The 16,954-nt window shown below is 43.7% G+C and carries 13 protein-coding genes and 1 riboswitch; of the genes, 11 read left to right on the forward strand and 2 right to left on the reverse strand.

Features of this window, described 5'->3' with window-relative positions; translation table 11 throughout:
• Positions 1-59: 59 nt before the first annotated feature.
• Complete coding sequence (gene bacA, locus A3844_RS10285) at positions 60-878, forward strand: undecaprenyl-diphosphate phosphatase (RefSeq protein ID WP_074083977.1); 819 nt, start codon at positions 60-62, stop codon at positions 876-878.
• 21 nt (positions 879-899) lie between these two features.
• Here the strand turns inward: bacA and A3844_RS10290 are convergent, their stop codons facing one another.
• Entirely contained in the window at positions 900-1,757 is an 858-nt protein-coding gene (locus tag A3844_RS10290) for an alkaline phosphatase family protein (protein WP_074107342.1), read from the reverse strand.
• A 156-nt stretch (positions 1,758-1,913) separates the two neighbouring features.
• Between A3844_RS10290 and A3844_RS10295 the strand changes: the two genes are divergently transcribed.
• From A3844_RS10295 to A3844_RS33435, 10 genes are all read left to right on the forward strand, one after another.
• Positions 1,914-2,633, forward strand: coding sequence for an ABC transporter ATP-binding protein (locus A3844_RS10295; RefSeq protein WP_074100309.1), 720 nt, complete (start codon positions 1,914-1,916; stop codon positions 2,631-2,633).
• A complete protein-coding gene (locus tag A3844_RS10300; protein ID WP_074083980.1) occupies positions 2,630-3,391 on the forward strand; it encodes an ABC transporter permease in 762 nt (253 codons plus the stop codon). The genes A3844_RS10295 and A3844_RS10300 overlap by 4 nt, the downstream gene beginning before the upstream one ends.
• 46 nt (positions 3,392-3,437) lie before the next feature.
• On the forward strand, positions 3,438-6,086 hold the full coding sequence (mprF, locus tag A3844_RS10305; RefSeq protein ID WP_074107382.1) for a bifunctional lysylphosphatidylglycerol flippase/synthetase MprF: 2,649 nt from the start codon (positions 3,438-3,440) through the stop codon (positions 6,084-6,086).
• 687 nt (positions 6,087-6,773) lie between these two features.
• Positions 6,774-7,421, forward strand: coding sequence for a hypothetical protein (locus A3844_RS10310; RefSeq protein ID WP_167374664.1), 648 nt, complete (start codon positions 6,774-6,776; stop codon positions 7,419-7,421).
• A 203-nt stretch (positions 7,422-7,624) separates the two neighbouring features.
• Positions 7,625-10,429, forward strand: a complete 2,805-nt coding sequence (locus A3844_RS10315) for an RCC1 domain-containing protein (protein WP_167374665.1) — start codon at positions 7,625-7,627, stop codon at positions 10,427-10,429.
• Between the two features lie 371 nt (positions 10,430-10,800).
• A riboswitch (purine riboswitch) is annotated at positions 10,801-10,892 on the forward strand.
• Positions 10,893-11,294: 402 nt separating this feature from the next.
• Positions 11,295-12,149, forward strand: coding sequence for an inositol monophosphatase family protein (locus tag A3844_RS10320; protein ID WP_074107345.1), 855 nt, complete (start codon positions 11,295-11,297; stop codon positions 12,147-12,149).
• Between the two features lie 402 nt (positions 12,150-12,551).
• On the forward strand, positions 12,552-12,812 hold the full coding sequence (locus A3844_RS10330) for a hypothetical protein (RefSeq protein WP_074083985.1): 261 nt from the start codon (positions 12,552-12,554) through the stop codon (positions 12,810-12,812).
• Between the two features lie 14 nt (positions 12,813-12,826).
• Positions 12,827-13,627 (forward strand): MTAP family purine nucleoside phosphorylase, encoded by an 801-nt coding sequence (locus tag A3844_RS10335; RefSeq protein ID WP_074107346.1) that lies wholly within the window; start codon positions 12,827-12,829, stop codon positions 13,625-13,627.
• On the forward strand, positions 13,627-14,844 hold the full coding sequence (locus A3844_RS10340) for a TrpB-like pyridoxal phosphate-dependent enzyme (protein ID WP_074107347.1): 1,218 nt from the start codon (positions 13,627-13,629) through the stop codon (positions 14,842-14,844). The genes A3844_RS10335 and A3844_RS10340 overlap by 1 nt, the downstream gene beginning before the upstream one ends.
• A gap of 5 nt (positions 14,845-14,849) precedes the next feature.
• Positions 14,850-15,059, forward strand: a complete 210-nt coding sequence (locus A3844_RS33435; protein WP_244169747.1) for an NUDIX domain-containing protein — start codon at positions 14,850-14,852, stop codon at positions 15,057-15,059.
• Positions 15,060-15,565: 506 nt separating this feature from the next.
• Here A3844_RS33435 and A3844_RS32280 read toward each other — a convergent pair.
• Positions 15,566-15,940: a hypothetical protein gene (locus tag A3844_RS32280; RefSeq protein ID WP_143192062.1), complete on the reverse strand. Its 375-nt coding sequence runs from the start codon at positions 15,938-15,940 to the stop codon at positions 15,566-15,568.
• Positions 15,941-16,954: the final 1,014 nt, after the last annotated feature.

Genomic DNA, 16,954 nt, shown 5'->3' on the forward strand with positions numbered 1-16,954 from the left:
TATCCGCGCTTCTATGAATAGCCCTATCAATAATTACAGCAGAGAGGAGCCAGCTATACATGCATGATTACATCATTGCTATCATTCAAGGCATTGTCGAGGGGATTACAGAATTTCTGCCGGTATCCTCCACAGGCCATCTCATCTTAAGCGGAGAGCTCCTTGGATTCAAAGGAGAAAAAGCAGAGACCTTCGAAATCATTATTCAGCTTGGAGCCATTCTTGCCGTGGCAGTCATTTACTGGCGGCGGATTCTTGGCTTGCTGGGATTAGTAAAAGTGGATTCCGAGAATGGAAATACGAATGCGAAGCAGAAATTGAACCTGATCCATGTTATCCTGGCCTGCTTGCCTGCTATGGTGCTGGGACTCGTCCTTCATTCCTTCATCAAAACGTATTTGTTCTCTCCCTATACAGTGCTCGCAGGACTTGTTATGGGAGGCTTGTTCATGCTGCTTGGTCAATACAAACGCACTGCAGTACAGGCAGAGAATATTGATCAGCTATCCTACAAGCAAGCGATCACCATCGGTTTGTTCCAGTGCCTGTCCTTATGGCCGGGCTTCTCCCGTTCGGGAGCAACGATTGCCGGGGGCCTGCTGGCAGGTGCGGGCTACAAAGCGGCAACCAATTTCTCCTTCCTCATTGCCATTCCGATGATGGTAGCCGCAAGCGGTTATGAGCTGCTAAAAAGCTACCATACCCTAACGGCAGCCGACGCCGGATTTTTTATCACCGGATTTATTGTCGCCTTTGCCCTTGCCCTACTCGCCGTGATTACCTTCCTGAAGCTGCTTGAACGGCTGAAGCTCGCACCGTTTGCGTACTACCGGTTTGTGCTTGCTGCAGTATTTTTAATCTATCTGATCAGCAAATAATTTAAGGTTTGTTCTGCATTCTTACCTTATTTTGATGGGCTGGGCATCTTTGCTTTTTCCAAGGGTGTTCAGTCCATACATATCTTCAAGGGTGCGGAGCAATGAGTAATGATTAGTTTTTATGGTATAAGAGCCTTTCTTGACCTTAGCGCCAACTATAAAGGTTGGTATTTTTTTATGCTCACTCATATCATCTTCATCCCAGGTAACGATAAGAAGACTATTGTTGTTAGCGGCCCAGCCGGCATAGGCAGACAGATGACTCTTGAGCCACTGGTCCGCAGTCTTAATGCTGCCGTCATGCATGTCATTATTTAGATTCGGTATGACAAAAGAAACGGTCGGGAGCTGATTGAAATCCTTGGGAAAGCTGGTTAACGGCATGTTGATGCTGGACGGCAGATTGGAGAAATTGACCCAAGGGTTATGTTTTCTTGCATATTTTGTTCTCAGGTCATAAGGACCGGTATATCCCACCTCGGGCAGGCCTTCTGAATAGCCGCCAAAGGTATACCCGTGACTAATAAGCTCAGAAGCCAAATTGGCATGGTTCGTCGGGGGATGGGACAAGTCGTCTGTTACACCCTGATTGGAGCCGGAGAACAGCTCAATATAATTCGGCTGACTTGGATGCGTGATGGCATAGTGATTGGTGAGGCTCAATCCTTGTTTAGCCAAGCTGTTCATATATGGAGCTGAAGAGTTATTCAGAATTTTCCGTGAGGAATGATTTTCTTCGATTACTATGACAATATGATCATACGCAGATTTTGAAGCCGGGACCGGCTGGGCAGCAGTTGCTGATCTGGGATGAACGAGGGAACTCGCTCCCAAAGTACATAAAGCTATTGAAGCTATGATTAATTTCGATTTAAACATATTTCCTCCTCTTTTCTGGGCAGCCTACTGGAATACTCTTCATACTAAACTCCATTTATTAAAACTTTCTTAACTAGCCTCATGTATGTGATGGACTGAATGCTTATAATATAGGGTGCTGATTATTGATAGATTTAATGAGAGGAGAGATGCACTGTGAGTGCTGTATTTGAAATACATAATCTGGCCAAATTCAATTGGGAGGCTGGAGCGCAGGGGGAGAGCAGGTATTTGTTCTCACGTATCTCTGCTGAAATCACCAAGCCGGAGCGGGTTGCGCTTATCGGCGCTTCTGGACAGGGGAAAAGCACACTGCTGCGGATATTGGCCTTGCTGGACATACCAGATGAAGGAGATTTGCTGCTGAACGGCGCTTCATTTAAAAATTCAAATCCGCGTGAATGGCGAATGGCGGTTGCTTATGTGGCCCAACAAGCGGTAATGCTGCCAGGCAGCATCGAGGATAATTTGCGTACGATCAGCAGACTGCATGGACAGCCCTATGATGCTGCACTTGGTGCACAGCTTATGGAACAGCTTGGACTTGACCACTTGGACCTTGCCAAAAAAGCAGAGGATTGCTCCGGCGGGGAGAAACAACGCATCTCATTGATCCGCACGCTGCTGCTTCGGCCAAGCATTCTTTTGCTGGATGAGGCCACAGCCTCACTGGATATAGACAGTACAAGGAAGGTCGAAGCACTGTTGATGAACCGGCATAAGGAAGAAGGAACAACCCTGATTTGGGTCACCCATGATCTGGAGCAGGCCCATAGAATCAGCAATCGAACCTGGGTTATAGACAAAGGCGGGATGCAGGAATACAGCAGTGCTGCTTTCTTTGATCAGCCCGTGGGAGGAGCCGTGCATTCATGACACTAACCGCACTAAGCTTTACCCTTCTGTTTGTTATGGGAACCATGCTGGTCTCCATCTGGCAAAAGCTCGGCCTGGAAAAAGATATTGCCGTTGGAACCATACGGTCAGCGATTCAGCTCCTGGCAGTTGGTTACGTGCTGCAGTTTATTTTCCAGGCTGAGCATATGATTTATGTCGTCTTGATTATTGTCTTTATGATCGGTGTCGCCTCATGGAATGCAGCCAAGAGAGGGAAGGGATTGCCCGGACTGGTCTGGAGAATTGCTGTGGCGATTTTAGCTATGGAGCTTTTGATGATGGGGATACTGCTTGGCCTGCATATTATCAAAGCCACACCGCAGTATATCATTCCAATCAGCGGAATGACCATCGGCAGTGCAATGGTCGTCTCCGGGCTGTTCATCAACCACCTCAAGCATGAAATGCAGCAGAACAAGGGAGAAATCGAAACGCTGCTGTCGCTTGGAGCCACGGCTCAGCAGGCCATGCAGAAGGTTAGGGCGAGAGCCGTGAAATTCAGTATGATCCCTACGATTGACGGCATGAAGACGGTGGGCCTTGTTCAGCTCCCCGGAATGATGACCGGGATGATTATTGCCGGAGCCGATCCGGTAATAGCCGTGCGTTACCAGATTCTTATTGTGTTCTCCTTCACCGCGTCTGCGGCAATTACGAGCATGCTGCTGAGCATGCTGATCTACCGGCTGTTCTTCACCGCTGATCTGCGGCTGAAGCTGCCTGGTAATGTGGATTAAGCACTATAAAAATGGGAAGCATAGGTGGAGAAAGCGAGGGGTGCCTATGAAAAGGTTCGGGGAAATTCTTCGACGATTGCAGATTGTACAGCTTTTCTCAGCTCTTTACCGCTATAAGCTGGTTCAGATCATTATTCCTGCAGCGGTGATTCTGTTCATTTACTGGGAGGGGAAGAAGGAATTCCGAAGAATTGACTGGGTCGGCACTCTTCACATTCTTCACCGTATGAAGCCGGCGACTGTACTTCTACTGTTTGGATTTGCGCTGATCTCGGTTGCGGCGGTTAGTCTATACGATTTTGTTCTCCGGCGTCATTTCCGTATTCCACTCCGTTTCTGGGAGACCTTTCGATATTCATGGATCGCTAATACCTCCAATAGTGTCATCGGCTTCTCCGGGATTGCCGGAGCCGCTTTGCGGACATTCCTATACCGAAAGCGGAAAATTCCTGCGAAGACCATTACTGCATCCATCGCTTTCCTCTCCACAATTACAATAACCGGACTTTCTGTACTCTCATGGGCTGGCATTCTCGGCGTATTGCCTATGAAGCCTGTCCTACAATCTCATCCCTGGACGATCTATGCGGTATGGGCAACCGCCTTGTATTTACCTGGGTACTTGATATTGCAGCGTACGTCATTTTACGCAAAGTGGTTGAACCGGAACCTGCCCCGGATGAATGCAGCTACAATCGTAGCCTCTGTTGGCGCTTCCTTATTGGAGTGGGCTTTTGCGGGAATTTCCTTCTGGCTCATCGGCTCCTGCTTTCTTCCTGCACTTTCTCTTGCTCAGGCACTTGGCATCTATACACTCTCAGCGATTACCGGCCTGCTCAGTATGGCTCCGGGCGGTATCGGCGGCTTCGATTTAACCGCTCTGCTGGGACTCCAACAATTGGGTTACCCATCCGACAAGACGGCTGCCGTCCTTGTTCTATTCCGTTTGCTGTACTACCTTTTCCCTTGGGTGATCGGTCTTATTCTAGCTGCATTTGATTTTGCCAGGGAGCGTGAAGGAGAGAGCGGGCGGGACAATGTGGGCTTCGAGAGCGTGTTGAACAACTGGCAAAAGATATGGCAATTTCCAACCCGGCTCGGAGTTGTCGGGGAGATCGGGGCTTGGTCGCTGGGCAAGCTTGTATTTGCAAGTGGCATCGTGCTTTTACTCTCTGCCGCTACACCCGGTCTGCTCAATCGGCTGCAATTTACCGAGGAGCTGCTGTCGGCTCCACTGATGAGGTTGTCCCATCAATTAAGTGTAATCATTGGCCTATTGCTGCTCGTACTTTCCTGGGGGATTTCGCATCGGGTAAAGCGGGCGTACCGGCTGACTCTATTCTTTCTTTGTGCCGGTGCACTGTTCACATTTACCAAGGCGTTTGATTTTGAGGAAGCGATCTTCCTGCTCATCGTGGCATTGCTGCTTTGGATATCACGAAACCGATTTTTCAGAGTCGCTACACCCTTTGATCAAGGAAAAGCAGCCCTTTGGGGGCTTGTAACGCTTCTGGCTGCCTATGTCTACGATTTGATTGCTACGGGGATTCCGCCTGCGATCCTTAAGCATTGGTCTTCGAGTGCGAAGCTAATGTGGCTTATTAATCCGAAACAGCATGCTGCGGCTGCAATTGCAGGTCTGGTAATGGCTTGGCTGCTGATCACACTTTTTTTCATTCTTAGGCCAAACCGGTTAGCCAATAAAGGGGCTTCTGCTGCAGAACGGGCCAGATTGCACAGATTCCTTGAGCACGAACAAGGCAACCTGCTGACCCACGTATTATTTGCCGGAGATAAAAGCTTTTTTTGGGCATGCAACGATCAGGTGTTGATCCCCTATGCCATTGTCCGCAGGGAATTCGTCGTTCTTGGTGATCCCATAGGTAAAGAGAATTTGGTCAGTGAAGCCATTCAGGAAAGTCAGCGCTTTGCAGATCTTTATGATTTAACGGTTGTGTTCTACCAGGTTTCTCCGCATTACCTTCCAATTTATCATGAGAATGGCTACCGTTTCTTTAAATTGGGTGAAGAGGCTTTGGTTTCTTTGGAACACTTTACCCTTAGCGGTAAACCAAGCGCAAATCTGCGTAGCGTTACTAACCGGTTCGAACGTGAGGGCTTCCGCTTTGAGGTCGTACAACCTCCTCATCCAGAGGATTTAATGAAACAGCTGTATGAAATTTCGCAAAAGTGGCTGGATGGAAAAAAGGAAAAGGGATTTTCGCTCGGCTGGTTCGATGCGGACTACTTGCAGCAATCCACACTCAGTTTATTGTATAGTCCAAGTGGTGAGATCATTGCGTTTGCCTCTTTGGCACCCAGCTATGATAATGGCGACACACTGTCAGTGGATCTCATGCGCCATCTCCCGGTTACGCCTAACGGAACCATGGATCATTTATTTGTCAGCCTATTAAAATGGGCAAAGGAACAGGGGTATGCATACTTTAATTTAGGCATGGCCCCGCTATCAAGCGTAGGGCAAACTCAGTCCGCCATCCGGGAAGAGAAGCTTGCCCATTTAGTTTTTAAGCATGGAGGCCATTGGTATGGATTCCTGGGCCTTAGAAAATACAAAGAAAAGTTCTCTCCAGTCTGGGAGCCCCGCTATCTCGCGTATCCTTCTTCGGTTTCGCTGCCGATCCTTCTGCTGGAGCTGGTAAGGCTCATTGCCCGCCGGCCCAAAAAGGGGTAATTGCCGTAGAGTCCTTAAGCTGGGTGATAGAATCATTATTGAGTTTGGAACAACTCCGTGAATTTGATCTTTATTGGTTGTTGTTTCTATTGAACTTTTTCCGGAATATTATGCAGAAATGTTTATTCTGCTTCCTGGGGGAATTAGTACTAGAAAAGGATTTTTTCGATCAGTATAATTATTTTGTTTCTTTATCTCTACTAATTACTAAATGTAGCTATGAATTGAGCTGGATACAGCTGCTGGAACCGCTGGCTGCGCTAGATCCGGCAGCGGTCATAGATCATATTCGAAAGGGAGCGCCACTTGTGCGACCATGTTCCGCTTTTCCATTGTAGACGAGGGCCGTGTATCTGATCTTTGGAGCTACAAAGTCGGTGTTCCAGCCAATGCAATCAAAATGGTTATCAGGATGGATTAATATGAATTAAACTGAACAGATATACATAAAGCAAGGTGAAAATCCGATGATCCTATTTATAGGTGATATTAGAAATAAATCCCTATATTTTCAATCTGCTGATAGATACAAGGGAAGAAGTAAAGTTTATTTGGAGGTGTAAACTAACTATAAAAGTCTTCACATATAAATATGTATTTGAATTTTATCAAAAGACTGTGCACCCTATTCTAATTCTTTTGGATGATGGGGGATCTGGTACCAAGTCAAAGGAGAATAAAAAGAAATTGAAAATGAGTATATTTTTTATTGCGTTAAGCGCAGCAATTGGAGTAGGTATGTGGTTTTTAGTTATAGGAATAATCTTTTCTATTGGTGGTGGTGATTTATTCAAAGTAACCCACTATGATTCTTTATTTTTTAATATTACTATTTTTTTATTGTGTATCGTAATCTATCTTTTTTTTGCAAGACACTTATTAGAAAAAAAAATGCAACTTTTGCTTCTTATCTGTGTCGCTTCAACTATTCTCTTTTTTTTTCTTACACCTTGGCTCATTGAATCAAAATCTTCATTAAATCGAAAACTTTCTAATGTTAGTTTCTCGAACCATGAAAAGTTTATGGAAAAAGTAGATGTTTTAATAGAACAAGAACACCTACCATATCGAGTGAATATTGATAAAAGTAGGGAAAGGTTCAAGGAGATAAGAAATGTTAACGTTGTAGTATTGAATAAAACTACCAATGAAGAGATTAAGAAAAAAGATATCGACGAGTTACTGGGTTTAACATATGGAGAAGATGTCAGGTTAAAAGTTTTTAATAAAAGTAATGAAAGATTGCTGATAGATTTTGTAATAGACTTAGATAAAAGTATTAGTTTCTGTGACCCTTATAAAGTATGCAGAGATTTAGTATTAGAGATAAAATAATCAATTATAATTGTCAATGAATGGTATGGAAAAACGTTTATTATAATTTATCCGGAGAAGATAATGCATCTGGTATTTATAAATATTTTTATGATCTTAACGATTCTGAATACAAAGAGTATACAGCGCCTATATGAATCCCAAATACAGGAATATATAATTTCAAGTCTTATGTTCGAGACAAGAATAGAAACGACTCTGAAGTGTTAACAGAAACGGTTAAGGTAGACACTACTAATCCGACCATCCCTGTAATGACAGTTGATCCTACAGCATGGACGAATAAGTTTGTCACCATTACATTAGCTGGAGGAACGGATGCGGATAGTGGTTTTCAAAAATATCAGTACAAGATCAACCAGGATGGAGAATGGAAAGACTATACTGCTCCTTTCGTAATCGATACAGAAGGACTATACAATGTTTACGCCAGATCAGTGGACAATGTATTTAACCATAGTGAAGAAGTAACTGGGGTGGCCAAAGTTGATAAGACCAATCCGCCTAAACCGATAATGACAATTGAACCATCCAAATGGACTAATCAGTCGGTCTCCATCACGTTGTCGGGTGGAACTGATACGGATAAAGGTTTTCCTAACAGCGGATTTCAAAAGTACCAGTATAAGATTGATAATGGGGAATGGAAGGATTACACCGCACCTATTATTGTCGATACTGAGGGTTTATATAAGTTTGTTGCCCGATCAGTAGATATTGCAGCTAATCTTAGTGAGGAAGTTTCTGGGGAAGCAAAAATTGATAGGACCAAGCCAACAGTACCAATTATGACTATTGAGCCTTTAAAATGGACAAACCTGCTAGTAACTATCACATTAACAGGAGGCAATGATACAGACAAAGGCTTCCCGAATAGTGGTTTTCAAAAGTATCAATATAAAATAGATGATGAAGAATGGAAGGATTACACTCAGCCAGTCATTGTTAGTGAAGCGGGATTATATAATGTTTACGCTAGGTCTATAGATAATGTGAATTTAATTAGTGATGAGGTGTCTGGTCAGGCTAAGGTAGATAAGACCAAACCTTCGACACCTACTGGTTTTTCTACTCTACTAAGAAATTATGATAGCTTAAAAATAACATGGAGTCCTTCGAGTGATAATGTGGGGGTAACTGGATACGACATATATCTTGGCACAAAGCTTATAGGCACTACTACTCTAAATGAATACACATATACGGGTCTGAGCTCTGATAGAACCTATAAGTTAAAGGTAGTTGCGAAGGATGAGGCGGGGAATTTTTCTGCTGAAGGTGTGCACTATGCTAAAACTCCTCTAAGTCTTATTAGTTCCAGCACGAACCACACCCTTTATGTGAAAGCGGATGGAACGGTGTGGGCATGGGGTTCCAATGGTGGAGGTCAACTGGGGGACGGAACGACAACCAGTAAAACAACAGCGACGCAAGTTTTGGGTTTAACAGATGTAGTAGCCGTGGCAGCAGGAAGCGAGCATAGCTTGGCACTAAAAGCAGATGGAAGTGTGTGGTCATGGGGAAGCGGATCATTGGGGGCGTTAGGCACAGGGGCTACTTCTTCATATGTACCGACACGGGTACCAGGGTTGGAGGGAATTATCGCCATAACAGCCAGTCAATCCAATAGTTATGCGTTAAAGAGTGACGGCACGGTCTGGGCTTGGGGAGGAAATCACTATGGCCAGTTAGGGAACGGAAGCATAGGATACCAGTACAACAAAACCAGCCCAGTTAAAGTAAACAACCTTACTGGGGTAACTGCCTTGGCAGCAGGTATGAATAGTTTTGTATATGCGTTGAAAACCGATGGAAGAGTATGGGGATGGGGAGCGAATTATTACAACAATCTAGGGATAGGCGATACACAGCAGGTAGAACCTAAGCAACTTGACGGATTAACCGAAATCACGCGAATCGTCGGTGGGACTACCCATGGAGTGTTCCTAAAAGCAGACGGAAGCGTTTGGATGTTAGGAACAGTATTCTATAAGTTTGGAACACCATATAAGGTGCCTGGATTGAGTGAGGTGAAATCCATAGCTGGAGGAAGTGGAACAAGCTTTGCGGTGAAGTCCGATGGAAGTGTATGGGCTTGGGGAATCAACAGTTATGGCCAGCTAGGCAATGGAAAGGTAACGCCAGAACCGGAGCAGACCGACATGGTTAGAGTAACGGATTTAAGTGGCGTGAGCTCTGTAGCAGGGGGAGCAAAGAGCGGGATAGCGTCGAAAACCGATGGAAGTATTTGGACGTGGGGAGGTAACAATGAGGGACACTTAGGGGATGGAACCACGGTACAGCGACTGGTTCCAGTACAAGTGCAGGAAAATCAGGCACCGTTGGTGACATTGACCTATCCACTGGGCACGCAAGAGAGTCCCTCTGAGACCGATGTAAGCAACCCATCGATTCTATGGAACCAGAAGGATGCAGAGCTAACCAAATTCACTGCATACCAAGTGCAGGTCCTGGATGAGTCGGGGGGCATAGTGTCTGATTCGGGGGAAGTGAAAACTAGCCTGACAACAACAACCGGAACATGGTTATCTAGTTTGAAACTCCCAACATTTGAACCTCTGCAAGTCAAGGTAAGAGTTAAAGATGAAAGTCTTTGGTCAGAATGGTCAAATACAGGTTGGATGGAAATCGCTAGTATGTTTTCGCTTAAGCTTAATAATTCACTGACTAATACCATTGAATTAAGTCGACCAACTATTAAGTCCGGCGAGCCTACGACTGTTAAATTAAGCGTTTATGGTAATGTCTATGGAGATGATGATATTGAAAATGATTTATTAAATGGAATTGCTAAAGTAAGGGTGTCCGGTTATACAATATCAAGTACTGAATCCTCTGGGAAATTTGGTGATGTAGAACTCTCAGCTTCTGGCAACACGGTAATCGATGTTCAATTCCATGATGGGATTGCAGAGATTCCATTAACTTTAACAGTGCCAGGTAAACAGACGTTTTTTTCATATGGGATTGCAGGAGGACGTATTTAGACAGTTTGAAGATCAAGTCGTAGAGTGGTCTTTTGAGAATTCACGTTTGAATAGAATGGAAAAGAGTCATGAATCATGAGTATTGATAGAGTCAGCGGTGCTTTGTTAGGATGGGTAGGTGCGCTATTCATACTATCCCTTATATCACCCAATCCTACAATAGTGTAATCATGTTACGCAGCAGCTTCGCCAATTGCTTAGATGACCACGTCCCATGTACGGTTTTCAGAAGTTCAAGTGAGCCACTTCTTTCAGAGTGAAACAAGTACGGATGATCTTTGATGAAGGATGCCCGGCGTTTGTTACGATAGGTGAAATTGTACAATGAGTGGAATCTATTTACAAATGAAAGAATATAGTGCTAATATAATGTAAATAAATTCAATAGCTCTCATATATGCTCAGAAATAAGGCCTGAGCATTTCTACCGGATTATCTGACTATGGGGGATCTAACTTCAATATAAAACCATGCTTTGTTTGTTCACGAGATTTTCTTCAGTGTGCTCTCATCATGTTCTTGTGTCTAAATTTAGGCTATGAATTTTATTGAGCGGGATTCCTTATGGAATTCCGCTTTTATGCGTTTTGATGAGGACATTATCTGTGATTTATTAGAGTTATAAAATTATTATAATTCTTATAACAACTAATGAAGTTAGTTTCTTTTCAAAATCATAGTTGCTGGACATCCATGGTTCTGCCATCATCATGCCAAATTGCTGGAAGAGGATGTACTTATGGCTTGGCATATCGCATGCTCAGTAAAGACTAATTGTGCAGTAATTGTTAGCGGTGGAAACTGACTGTACCCTTCTTTTTTCAAAGGAAAGGTGTTTCTTACATTAATAAAAGAAGGTGAGATCATGGCGGACAGCATTGAACAAGTTCAAGAGATTATAAGGGAATGTACGAAATTGGGTTATGCACTCAAACAAGTGGCTTGTCTAAATCAAAAAACATTATTTAGCGTTCAAGAGGTTAATGCTTATGGTGAAAGAAGTTTGATGATTGATCTCGTACTTGAAGAACTTTGTCTAAACTTTTTTAAGGGTATTCCGGCTGTCCGTAATATTATCAGTGAAGAAAGTGGTTATCTGGACTTTAACCGGGGGAGGTTTACTGTAATCCTTGATCCTCTGGACGGTACTAAAAATTTTACTATGGGTTTATCTTACTACGCCTGTTCAATAGCTATTTTGGACGAGAATGGCGAAGTATGTGGGGCATATGTAATTAATTTAGCTAATGGTCATGAATACACTGCTATCAAAGGAAAAGGCGCATTTCGAAACGGACAGCCGATCCATACTTTGATGCAGCAACGGCTGAATCAGGGAGACGGCATATTTGTTGGATTAGCAAAGAAGGAATGGGAGCTGCAAGCCATGAAAAGGGTAATTCTTCAGCTTAAGAGCTACAGGGCTATGGGTTGTGCGGCACTGGATCTCTGCTGTTTGGCGAGTGGTGCTGCTTCGGTTTTTGTTGATATCAGCTATACGGCGAAACTGGTTGATGTTCTTGCTTCATCCCTGATTCTTGAGGAAGCGGGAGGTTGGGTTACTACTGAGAAGGGGACTTCCATCACACTACTGACTACACAAGGAAATATCACCGAAATTACTCTTCAGCAAAAATTTTGTACTCTTGGAGCTTCTAATGCTTCTTTGCAGGAGATTTTAATGGATACAATCGGATTGCAGGGATCGGTCTGGCTATGAATAAAAAACTAGGAATAATGGTGTAGGCAAAACCACAATGATAGAAATGCTTGCGGAAAAGTTACGTAATGAAGGGAAGGAGGTTCTTTTAACTATGTAGCCAACGCCAGAAATGCGTCAGCTTCATATTTTTAAAACTTTTATTTATGAACCTGAAAAACGTCATCTGGTTGATTACAACGCCCTGCAAATGTACATGTTCGCAGACCGCTTGCAGCATTATAGAGAGATTATTGAGCCTGCTCTACAAATGTCGTCGATCAGGTGGGACTTGCGATGTCTATGTGGAACCGCATGTTTGCTGTACCAGCCTGAGTTAATTACCCTTGCAGCGCTGCCCTACCGCTTATTGGCGCGATTATGACTTTGAGCTTTTTAAGAGGAAAGGGCCTGCACGGCTTCATGATTCGCAAAGAACTTAAACCTTTCGGAAAATCCAGCATTATTGAAGGAAATCTACCTTCAGGCAGTCGAGTGCTGCTGATTGACGATGTGACGGGTGCAGGTTCAGCTGCGGCAAGATGTTGTGAAATATTACACGAACTGGGCATAGAAGTGGAAGGGTATTCATCAATCGTTGACCGTCAAGAACAGGCTGGTCACAATTTGCGCGAACAATTCGGCGTAGAATGGCTTCCGCTTGTTTTAATCGGTGAATATTAAGGAGTTAACACATAATGGATAATGCAGTTGGGATTATTGGGGGAAGCGGGCTCTATCAATTATTGGAGCATCATGACTCTTTTATGATGACAACACCATATGGAGATCCATCCTCGGCCATTCAGTCTGGTGTTATTGCTGGCAAACAGGTATATTTCATTGCCAGGCATGGAATACAGCATGAGATTCCCCCGCACAAAGTTAATTACAGAGCCAATATCCAGGCATTTTATAACCTTGGTGTACGAAAATTGATAGCGACACACGCAGTGGGTAGTTTGAATCCTGCTATGGTCTCAGGAGATTTTGTGCTATCCCATCAGTTTGTGAACAGAACATGGGGACGACAGGATACCTTTTTTGACGGTCCGGAAACGGTTCATGTTTCAGCCAGTGACCCTTTTTGTGAAGATTTGAGATTTCTTGCGGAAGAGAGCCTCATATCATCTAAATACCGTTTTCACAATGAAGCGGTAATGCTGGTTATACAAGGGCCGCGTTTCAACACGCGTGCAGAGAACCGGATTTATTATCACGAAGGAAATGATGTCATCTCTATGACTGGCTATCCAGAAGCAGTATTGGCCCGTGAACGTGGAATATGCTATATGTCACTTGGAGTTGTTACAGATATGGCCTGTGTGCTGAATAGTCAGGACCATCCAGATCTTCCCACTACACATGAAGACGTTGTTAACAATTTTGCAGCCTCCGTAGAAAGAATGACTGCAGTTCTGGGAGTTGTACTGACTAAAATGGAACCCGAACAATGCAGGTGCGCTTGTGCTGCTTCATTAAAAGGAGCTCATGTCTAATGATCAATCAGTGGCTTAATGTAAGGAGTTTGCTCACGGAAGAACAGTTACAGAAAATATATAAATATGAAGAGGTCGAAGAGTACCGGAAATATCACCCGGCTCAGGTTATCGAACATGCTGTATCTATGGAGCGTTGGATCGGCATCCCAGAACCAGTTAAACAAAGCTACCGTATGGTTGGCCGCCAAACGCCATTGCAGCGTGCATACCGCTTAGAAAAAGCTTGGGGGACAACTAATCGGATATATATCAAACGTGAAGATACTTTAAGCAATGGGAGCTTTAAGATCACTTCAGCTTTACCGCAAGCTTACTATGGTTCAGTGGAGGGTAAAACGGCTGTAATTACCGAAACGGGTGCAGGTCAAACAGGTGTTGCAGCGGCACTTGCTGCAAAACTGACTGGTTTAAATTGTAAAGTCTATATGGTCCGCAGTTCTTATGAATTAAAGAAGCTAAGGGTCCTTATGATGAAAATGTACGGAGCGGACGTTATAGCTTCGCCAAGTGATCAAACAGAGGCAGGAAGGGCATTTCTGGCTAGAGGTGAAAGAAACGGTTCTATCGCATTTGCAACCTCTGAGGTACTGGAAGAAATTGCACAAGCGAATGGTAGTATTAACATAGCAGGCTCATTATTTGATTTCGTGCTTACCTACAATACTGTAATTGGATTAGAGGTAATAGAGCAGCTTACCAGTCACAATATTGAACCGGATATCGTGATTGGCTGTGTAGGCGGTGGCAGTTCTTTTGGCGGCTTTGCCCTACCACTTGTAGATTATTATGGAGAACGGTTGGAACGTGTGATTTGTACTGAATCTACAGCCATTCCAACGCTTACCAAAGGTGAATATGGTTACGATTATGCAGATGGAGAAGGAGGGGGCAGTAAACTGCTGATGTATTCCTTGGGGTATGATTTTAGACCACCAGCAATGCACGCTTCTGGTTTGCGCTATCATGCTGCGGCTCCGATCGTATCCCACTTTGTCAATCAAGGCATCATTGAGGCTCAAGCCTTTGATGAAACGGAGGCCATGGCTTCGGCTATTGAACTCGCTAGGAATGAAGGGATCATCGCTTCACCGGAAAGCTCTTATACAATAAATGCGATTAAAAAAATGTGTCGTCAATATGAGAATAGAAATATCGTTGCCTTGCTGACAGGAAACGGTCAGCTTGATCTTGAATCCTATGGCGGCTTTTTGTGATGCGGATGCATTTATTACAACGCAGAACCGACAATGGCTTATGGGGGTTACCTGGTGGCTCATTAGAGTTAGGAGAGACCCTCCCAGAGGTAGCTAAGAGAGAACTATTAGAGGAGACAGGTTTAATCGCAAATTCATTAACATTGTTTGATGTGTTTCAGGCGACGAGTTTTATTACAAATATCCTCATGGAGACGAAGTGTATAATGTTGTGACTGCTTATTTATGTAATGATTATATCGGCACTTTAGAAAAGAATAGAGAAGAAGTGATAGAATTACGTTTTTTTTAATTATAAGGAAATTCCTTTTGAGATAAATCCACCCGATTTGCCAATAATCAAGCAATTTCTGTTACACTCCCTCGAAATGATTCAGTTTTCTCACTCTGACTCATGAATTGGCAGGATTTCATCCTGTAGTTAAAGAGAAGAAGAGGATGATGAAGGAGCCGGTGGCCGGGAGATGGAGAATTGGGCATGCGTAAATAAAGGGTGAATATAGATCACCCATGTTGCATTTGTGAAGGTCTGAGCTTTTGATCTTCAAAATCGGCCATCTTTTTAGCGCATAACAACGGATTAGAGTTTCGTGGAACAATCATAAAAACAGGGAGTTTTGAAAATGTACTAATTTAGCGTTCTCAGACGATCTCTAGCAGGAGGTGCTATAGCATAAAAAAACCCCCGGGAATCGGGAGCTTCTCAACAGCAAAACTTGAATTAATTTGTAACATCGGAAATAGATGAACTAGTTTTTCCGAAAAATTCTCCATTAACGTTACTACCGCCACCACTCCATTGAAGCGTATAGTCTCCACCAAGCATGCCTTGTTCGTAAACATGTTGGGAATTTTTCCATGTAATAGATCCATCTCCTGGAATCACCTCGGAAAAATATACCCAACCTGAATTTTTGTGTGTTAGGCTAACAGTAACTGAACTGCTACTATAGTTTTTCATAAGCAGTTTAATATGGCCATATCCCTCATTTATAGTAAAGGTTTTTGGTACAACTGCGCCTCCTGTCACGGTACCCCCAATGGGGTTGGACGTATCAATAACAAATATTTCAAAAAAACGACTTACGTTTTCCATATGTATCCATGCGAGAGAGAATCTCGCTCAGCTGTTTGCTCGTCTCCTGCTGGCCTTTCCGGATCTCATCACTGAGCCTCTCATTAGTAGAGGCCGCCTCGCCTCGTGCATCAGCTAACTTCCCCCTGAGACGTTCGAACTTTTGGCGATCCCAGCTCACGTTGCTTTTGATTATCCTCTCGCTCACGTTGCATGGTTTCTATGAGCGTGCGGTTATAATTCTCCTGCCGCTCAAACTGTGCCATCACCGCAGAATGTAGACTCGTTAAGGCTTCTGAAGATACATCGCTCACACCATTCGCAGCAATCACGTCTATGAGCTACGTTTATCTTAGACACCCGATAAAGGTGAAGGTGAGGATATTCAAAGGGTCAATTCTATGGCTGCAGCAGTTTTCCCAAATGTCGGCATATTAAAACAATCGAAGTAGTATAACAGAGCAGTAATCCTGTTGCCAAGTTATTTTAATTCTCTGGATTTGAGGTGTTGTTTTTTGCAATAGCATGTCTTTCTCAGTGATGACATTTGAATCTTCCTTGGCTAACATCCAACCTACATGGCGAATGTTGTTTAACTGATAAAAATCTTATGTATATGCATTCACCAGCACCACCGCTGTTCGTTGTTTATACAGCTCTTTGTAGCCCCGGCTTCCTCTAGTCGGGAACGTGTACTTAAGTCAGTCCGTATCGTTCTTTAATCTTGAATACTTTCTGACAGCCATCTTTCTTCCACGGACGCATGGTGCATAATGGCCGGAAGTGTTCTTTTTTGGTTTTGATTAGTTTTTTATTTCGCATATTGTAGTCAATGAGCGGCTTCGTTACAATCGTCTACACCTGTGTGTTAGACAATTCGAAACTTATCCCGCAGTAAGCAACTCTTGCTCTATATTCAGATCCGCATGCTGGGCAGTCAGTGCTGTTAGGTCTTTTTGTTGTGGTGTGCATCTTCTCACAGGTGGGACCATTGGCTTTTTAAACCATTGGATAAGTCAAAAGGCTCGAATGTAA

This window comes from Paenibacillus helianthi (assembly GCF_001909055.1).
In the GTDB taxonomy this organism is placed as follows: domain Bacteria; phylum Bacillota; class Bacilli; order Paenibacillales; family Paenibacillaceae; genus Paenibacillus_AQ; species Paenibacillus_AQ helianthi.